Raw genomic sequence first — 6,054 nt, 5'->3', positions numbered from 1 at the left:
GCCGCGGCGGCCCCGCGGCCTCGGCCGCGCCGCGCGGACCCCCCGGCCCGGGACCGGCCTTCGCGCCCGCCGTAGCGCTCCGGGGCCGAGCCCGATCCCGGATCGGGTCCCCGCATCGTCCCGCGCCTGCACGGAGCCGGTCCCCGGCCCCGGTCCAGGGGCGCACCAGGCAGACCGGACCCGACCCGATGGCGCGCCTCTCCCGCTACTCCCGCTTCCTGCGCGGCTCGGCCCTGATCGCCCTCGTGCGGATCGGCGGGGCCGGCTTCGGCTTCCTCGCCCAGGCGCTCCTCGCCCACATCCTGGGCGCCCGGGACCTCGGCCTGTTCTACGCCGCCACCAGCCTCGCGGCCGTCGCGGGGCTCCTCGCCGCGCAGGGCTACCCGCAGATCGCCGCCCGCTTCGCGGCGCGCTACCGCCGCGAGGGGCGCCGCGACCTCTTCGCGGCCTTCGTGGCCCGCGCCACCCTCGACGGCGCGACGGCGGCCCTGGCGCTCGGCGGCCTGATCGCGGCCGCGAGCCTCGCGGCGCCCGGCCTCGATCCGTCCACCCGGGCCTGCGGGGCGATCGCCGGCCTGATGGTGGCGGCAACCACCTGCCTGACCATCTCCACGAACCTCGCCGGCGCGATCCGGCTGTTCGGCCTCTGCTACGTGCCCGAGTGCCTGGTGCGGCCGCTCGCCTTCCTGGCCCTGGTGGCGGGGCTCGGCCTCGCGGTGCCGGACGTCTCGGGCGTGCTCGTCACGGCCGTGTTCGCCGGGCTCACGATCGTGGTCGCGGCGGCGCAGGCCGGGCTGATGCGCCGCCACCTGCCGGCCTGGCGCCGGCCCCGGCCCGCCGAGCGCCGCCTCGCGCGCCGCTGGCGCGGGGAAGGGCGCCGGCTGGTGCTGCTCTCGCTCTACACCAACTTCTTCGCCGACCTCGGCATCCTGTGCGTGACCCCGCTCCTGCCGAAGGCCGAGGTGGCGGTGTTCGGGCTCTGCCTCAAGCTCGCGCTCCTCGTCGGCTACGTGGTCCAGGTGACGCAGCAGATGGCGGTGCCGGACTTCGCCGATGCCCGCCTGTCGGGCGACCGCGAGGCCGTGCGCCGCATCGTGCGGCGCGCCGTCGTCCTGCCGGTCGGCGTCACCCTGGCGGCCCTCGCGGTCGTGCTGGCGGCCGGGGAGCCGCTCCTCGGCCTGTTCGGCCCGGACTTCCGCGCCGGCGCCCCCGCGCTGGCGATCCTGGTCGGCAGCCAGGCCATGCGGGCGCTGGCGGGCCCGAGCGCCCACCTCCTCACCCTCACGGGCGCACAGGGGCTCAACGCCCGCCTCAGCCTCGCGGCCCTCGCGGTCCTGGTGCTCGCGACCCTGGTCCTCGCCCCGACCTGCGGCGTGGCGGGGGCCGCGGGCGCGGTGGTCCTGAGCTACGCCGCCTGGATCGGCGGCACCGCCCTCGCGCTCGCGCGCCTGGGCGAGCCCCGCACCGACGCCCTCGCCCTCATGGCCCCGGGCCCCGAGCCGCGGCCGGCCTGACGGGCCCGCCGCGATCCGCCCCCGGGCGCGTTGCGCCGCCGGGCTCCCGCCTCAATGCAGCGCCGCCGGGACCGCCCCGACGGCGGTCCCTCGTCCCGCCGGGACCTCAGCGGAGCGCCGGCATGAGCCGTGGGCAGGATGGCCCGACGAACCCGGGGGAGGGGGCGCCCGCGCACCCGCTGCCCCGCCTCGCCTGCGCCCGGCACCGCGACGTCGTGGTGCACGCCCTCCTGCCGGGGAGCGCCAAGGCGCGCCTGATCCTGCCCGACACCCCGGGCGACCGGCTGATCACGCACCTGCGCAGCCGCAAGGGCGCGCTCTACGACGTGGTGGAGCACGTGCCGGCGGCCCCCGGGGCGGCCCCCGAGGCCGTGCCCGGCCCGGTGATCTACGGCGGGCCGCTGTTCGAGCATTACGGCCACGCGGTGGCCGAGAGCATCCACCGCCTCTGGCCCCGGCTGGCCGGGCCGGATCTCGCCCGCGTGCCGGTCGCCTTCCACCCGACGCCGCGGCGGGGGGGCTTCCTGACCGTCCCCGCCATGCCGGGCTGGATGCGGCAGATCTTCGACTACCTCGGGCTGCCGCCGGGCGAGATCGTGCTGATCGACCGGCCGCTGCGCTTCGACCTCCTGCTCGTGCCGGACCAGGCCAAGGGCCAGACCTTCGCGGCCCGCGACCCGGGCTACGTCGACCTGTTTCCCCGCCCCCTCGGGGCGGCCGCGGGGCCGGCGTCCGGCGGGGACCGCCTCGACGTCTACGTCTCGCGCCGCCACTACCACCACGCCGGCTCTTACCTGGGCGAGGCCCTCGTCGAGGAGATCTTGGCGCGGGCCGGGTTCGTGATCGTCCACCCGGAGGCCGAGCCGCTCTCCGAGGTGATCGCCCTGTTCCGGCGCGCCGACGCGCTCGTGTTCAGCGAGGGGAGCGCGCTCCACACCCTCGAGCTCTGCGGCCGGATCCAGGCCCCCGTCCTCGTCGTGGCCCGCCGCTCGGTCGCCTTCTGCGAGACGGTCTTCGGGCCGATCCTCGCCGCGGCCGCGCCCCGCCACAGCGTGTTCCCGGCCCGCGAGCCCGTCACGCCCCTCGACTGGGACATCCGCAAGGAGGGGCCGAAATGGGGCAACGCGAGCGCCCGGGTCGACCTGCGCGGGCTCCTCGCCGCCATCGCGGCGATGACCGGCGCCGTCCTCGACCCGCCCGCGCCCGAAGCCGTCGCGACGGCCGAGCGCCTCGACCTCCTGCGCATCATCCTCGACCCGCGCTCCACGGGCCCGACCACCGACGACCTGCACCTCGGGCGCCTGCTCCGGCGGCTGCGCGCCCAGGCGGCGGAATCCGGCCTCGCCTGACGCGTCTACTCCCGCGCGGGACGGGGCTTGCTCGGGAAGGCGACGGCCTGGTGGGCCCCGCGCGCTCAGGGAGCGGCCGGTGGGCGGTGACGGGCTCGAACCGCCGACCCTCTCGGTGTAAACGAGATGCTCTACCGACTGAGCTAACCGCCCGGCCCGCGCATGGTTAAGGGCACCGTGGGGGGAGCGCAAGGGCGCCGGGCCGGGCGCGTTTTTCGCGGTTCGCGCGGCTTGACAGGGTGGGATGCGGCCCATACACCGCCGCCATCGCAGCACTGCGACACGCCGCGCGGACGTAGCTCAGTTGGTTAGAGTGCCGGCCTGTCACGCCGGAGGTCGCGGGTTCGAGCCCCGTCGTCCGCGCCATTCCACCCCGGTCGTCGACGTGCTGCCCGAGACGCCACGCGGGCGTAGCTCAGTTGGTTAGAGTGCCGGCCTGTCACGCCGGAGGTCGCGGGTTCGAGCCCCGTCGCCCGCGCCATCCTCGGATCTCCCCGCGACCCGCCACCCCCCGGACCGCGAACGCCCGGAACCCGGTTCGCCCGCATCGGGCCGGCGGTCCCGCGCCGCGCCCGCGATCCTGAAATCTCCACAATCACCCGACAGGTGGCCCGCATCCGCGCGCCGCCTGTCCGGGAATCAGAGATGACATCCGCGATCCGACCGTTCCGCCCCGGCGACCGCAGCGCCCCCGACGGCGCGCCGCGGGCCTGGTCCGCCGCGCGCGCGCTCATGCTCGCCGGCAGCCTGGCGCTCGCCGGGTGCAGCGGCACGGCGCTGCTGCCGACGCCCGATTTTCCGGCGACGCCCGTGATCCTCGACGAATCCGCCGCGGCCGCGGCGATCTCGCGCTACCGGGCGGGCCACGGCCTCGGGCCCGTCGTGGTCGATTCCTCGCTGATCCGTGCCGCCTCGCTCCAGGCCGCGTCCAACGCCCGGGCCGGCTACCTCTCGCACGAGGTCGGCGGCGCCTTCGACGCCCGCCTCAGGCGGGCCGGCTTCGGCGGGCGCTACGCGGCCGAGAACCTGAGCGCGGGCTCGGCCACCTTCGAGGAGGTGCTCAGGCGCTGGCAGGCCTCCGCCGAGCACAACCGCAACATGCTGATGCCGCAGGTCCGCCGCATCGGCATCGCCCGGGTCGACGCGCCCGGCACGCGCTACAAGCGCTTCTGGGCGCTGATCCTGTCGGATTCCTGAAGCCCGGCCGCGGCCGGGCGTTGCAGTGCAGCACGGCCGAACGCCCCGAAACGCCCCGGAAGGGGGAGGGGCTGCGACGATCCTCACCGCCCGGAGGCGTTGTAGCCCGGGAATGCCGGCCTATCTCTGGTCACGGGTGTTCGCGGTTTGTGCGGTGCGAACGCCCCTTGTTTCGTCATACCCGCTCGTTTAAGCCTCGCGGCACCTTCCGGGCTTTGGAACCGTTCCGATGACGGCCCCGGCGGCCGGGCGGCGGCCCGGTCCCGCGCCTCGCCCGCGCCAACCATGAGGGTGCTCGATGAACGGCCTCCTGTCGGACTACCTGCCGCTCGTGATCTTCATCGGCGTGTCCCTGTTCATCGCCGCCGCCCTCCTCGTGGCGCCGTTCCTGGTCGCCTACAACAGCCCCGACCCGGAGAAGCTCTCGGCCTACGAGTGCGGCTTCAACGCCTTCGACGACGCGCGCATGAAGTTCGACGTGCGCTTCTACCTCGTCGCCATCCTGTTCATCATCTTCGACCTCGAGGTCGCGTTCCTGTTCCCGTGGGCGATCACGTTCGGGGACCTCGGCTGGTTCGGCTTCTGGTCGATGATGCTCTTCCTCGGTGTGCTGACCGTCGGCTTCGTCTACGAGTGGCGCAAGGGCGCCCTCGAGTGGGACTGACGCCGACGCTCGCCGCCGCACCCTGAACGAGATCCGGACGCCCCCCATGTCCCTCACCACCGACCCCTCCCTCACCACCGACCTCTCCCGCGCCCCCGCCCTCGCGCCGCAGCCGAAGGGCATCCTCGACCCGGCGACGGGCCAGCCCATCGGCGCGAACGACCCGACCTTCCTGTCCATCAACAGCGAGCTCGCCGACCGCGGCTTCCTGGTGACGAGCGCGGACGACCTCATCACCTGGGCCCGCACCGGCTCGCTGATGTGGATGACCTTCGGGCTCGCCTGCTGCGCCGTCGAGATGATGCAGATGTCGATGCCGCGCTACGATTGCGAGCGCTTCGGCTTCGCGCCCCGCGGCAGCCCGCGCCAGTCCGACGTGATGATCGTCGCCGGCACCCTGACGAACAAGATGGCACCGGCCCTGCGCAAGGTCTACGACCAGATGCCGGAGCCGCGCTACGTCATCTCGATGGGCTCGTGCGCCAACGGCGGCGGCTACTACCACTACTCCTACTCGGTCGTGCGCGGCTGCGACCGGGTGGTGCCCGTCGACATCTACGTGCCGGGCTGCCCGCCGACCGCCGAGGCGCTGCTCTACGGCGTGCTCCTGCTGCAGAAGAAGATCCGCCGCACCGGCACGATCGAGCGCTAGGGACGGTCCGATGAGCAACGGCATCACCATCCGGGCGCACACCGGCGAGACCGAGCGGGGCGACGCGGCCCTCGCGGCCCTCGGCGAGCGGATCGCCGAGGCCCTCGGCGGCGCCATCACCGACCGGGCCATCGCCTTCGGCGAGCTGACCCTCGTGGTCGAGGGCGGCGAGATCGTGCGGGCGCTCACGCACCTGCGCGACGACCCCGCCTGCGCGTTCAGCGCCTTCGTGGATATCTGCGGCGCCGATTACCCGGCCCGGGCCCGGCGCTTCGACGTCGTCTACCACCTGCTCTCGCTGCGCCACAACCGGCGCGTCCGGGTCAAGGTCCAGACCGACGAGCAGACCCCGGTGCCCTCCGTGATCACGGTCTTCCCGGCCGCGAACTGGTACGAGCGCGAGGCTTACGACCTCTACGGGATCCTGTTCTCGGGCCACCCCGACCTGCGCCGGCTCCTCACGGATTACGGCTTCGAGGGCCACCCCCTGCGCAAGGACTTCCCGCTCACCGGCTTCGTCGAGGTCCGCTACGACCAGGACGAGGCCCGGGTGGTCTACGAGCCCGTGCGGCTCACGCAGGAATTCAGGAACTTCGACTTCCTGTCGCCGTGGGAGGGGACCGACTACGTCCTGCCCGGCGACGAGAAGGCCGACAAGGCACCGGCGAAAGGCTGAGC

Annotated in this window: 6 protein-coding genes and 3 tRNA genes; 8 read left to right on the top strand and 1 reads right to left on the bottom strand. The window is 74.4% G+C overall.

The window, feature by feature from the left end; genetic code table 11:
• The first annotated feature begins 188 nt into the window (after positions 1-188).
• Both DT057_RS23215 and DT057_RS23210 read left to right on the top strand, forming a co-directional pair.
• The gene (locus DT057_RS23215) at positions 189-1,514 is read left to right on the top strand and encodes a lipopolysaccharide biosynthesis protein (protein ID WP_128564475.1); all 1,326 of its coding nucleotides are present in this window, start codon (positions 189-191) and stop codon (positions 1,512-1,514) included.
• 122 nt (positions 1,515-1,636) lie between these two features.
• Positions 1,637-2,863, top strand: coding sequence for a glycosyltransferase family 61 protein (locus DT057_RS23210; protein ID WP_128564474.1), 1,227 nt, complete (start codon positions 1,637-1,639; stop codon positions 2,861-2,863).
• A gap of 80 nt (positions 2,864-2,943) precedes the next feature.
• Here DT057_RS23210 and DT057_RS23205 read toward each other — a convergent pair.
• A tRNA-Val gene (locus DT057_RS23205) sits at positions 2,944-3,016 on the bottom strand.
• 136 nt (positions 3,017-3,152) lie between these two features.
• Here DT057_RS23205 and DT057_RS23200 point away from each other — a divergent pair.
• From DT057_RS23200 to DT057_RS23175, 6 genes are all read left to right on the top strand, one after another.
• Positions 3,153-3,229, top strand: a tRNA-Asp gene (locus DT057_RS23200).
• Positions 3,230-3,267: 38 nt separating this feature from the next.
• Positions 3,268-3,344 (top strand) — tRNA-Asp (locus tag DT057_RS23195).
• A 164-nt stretch (positions 3,345-3,508) separates the two neighbouring features.
• Positions 3,509-4,060, top strand: coding sequence for a CAP domain-containing protein (locus tag DT057_RS23190; protein ID WP_128564473.1), 552 nt, complete (start codon positions 3,509-3,511; stop codon positions 4,058-4,060).
• Between the two features lie 298 nt (positions 4,061-4,358).
• Positions 4,359-4,724: an NADH-quinone oxidoreductase subunit A gene (locus DT057_RS23185; protein WP_048453080.1), complete on the top strand. Its 366-nt coding sequence runs from the start codon at positions 4,359-4,361 to the stop codon at positions 4,722-4,724.
• 46 nt (positions 4,725-4,770) lie between these two features.
• Positions 4,771-5,376, top strand: a complete 606-nt coding sequence (locus DT057_RS23180; RefSeq protein WP_128564472.1) for a NuoB/complex I 20 kDa subunit family protein — start codon at positions 4,771-4,773, stop codon at positions 5,374-5,376.
• A gap of 10 nt (positions 5,377-5,386) precedes the next feature.
• Positions 5,387-6,052, top strand: a complete 666-nt coding sequence (locus DT057_RS23175; protein ID WP_128564471.1) for an NADH-quinone oxidoreductase subunit C — start codon at positions 5,387-5,389, stop codon at positions 6,050-6,052.
• Positions 6,053-6,054 lie beyond the last annotated feature (2 nt).

The sequence above is a fragment of the Methylobacterium crusticola genome (genome assembly GCF_003574465.1).
GTDB classification, from domain to species: Bacteria; Pseudomonadota; Alphaproteobacteria; order Rhizobiales; family Beijerinckiaceae; genus Methylobacterium; species Methylobacterium crusticola.
The sequence above is the reverse complement of the archived record's forward strand: the minus strand, read 5'-3'. Positions and strand labels throughout refer to the sequence as shown.

Coding starts and splice junctions, on each gene's coding strand:
- DT057_RS23215 (WP_128564475.1), top strand. CDS start 189: ATGGCGCGCCTCTCCCGCTACTCCCGCTTCCTGCGCGGCTCGGCCCTG.
- DT057_RS23210 (WP_128564474.1), top strand. CDS start 1,637: ATGAGCCGTGGGCAGGATGGCCCGACGAACCCGGGGGAGGGGGCGCCC.
- DT057_RS23190 (WP_128564473.1), top strand. CDS start 3,509: ATGACATCCGCGATCCGACCGTTCCGCCCCGGCGACCGCAGCGCCCCC.
- DT057_RS23185 (WP_048453080.1), top strand. CDS start 4,359: ATGAACGGCCTCCTGTCGGACTACCTGCCGCTCGTGATCTTCATCGGC.
- DT057_RS23180 (WP_128564472.1), top strand. CDS start 4,771: ATGTCCCTCACCACCGACCCCTCCCTCACCACCGACCTCTCCCGCGCC.
- DT057_RS23175 (WP_128564471.1), top strand. CDS start 5,387: ATGAGCAACGGCATCACCATCCGGGCGCACACCGGCGAGACCGAGCGG.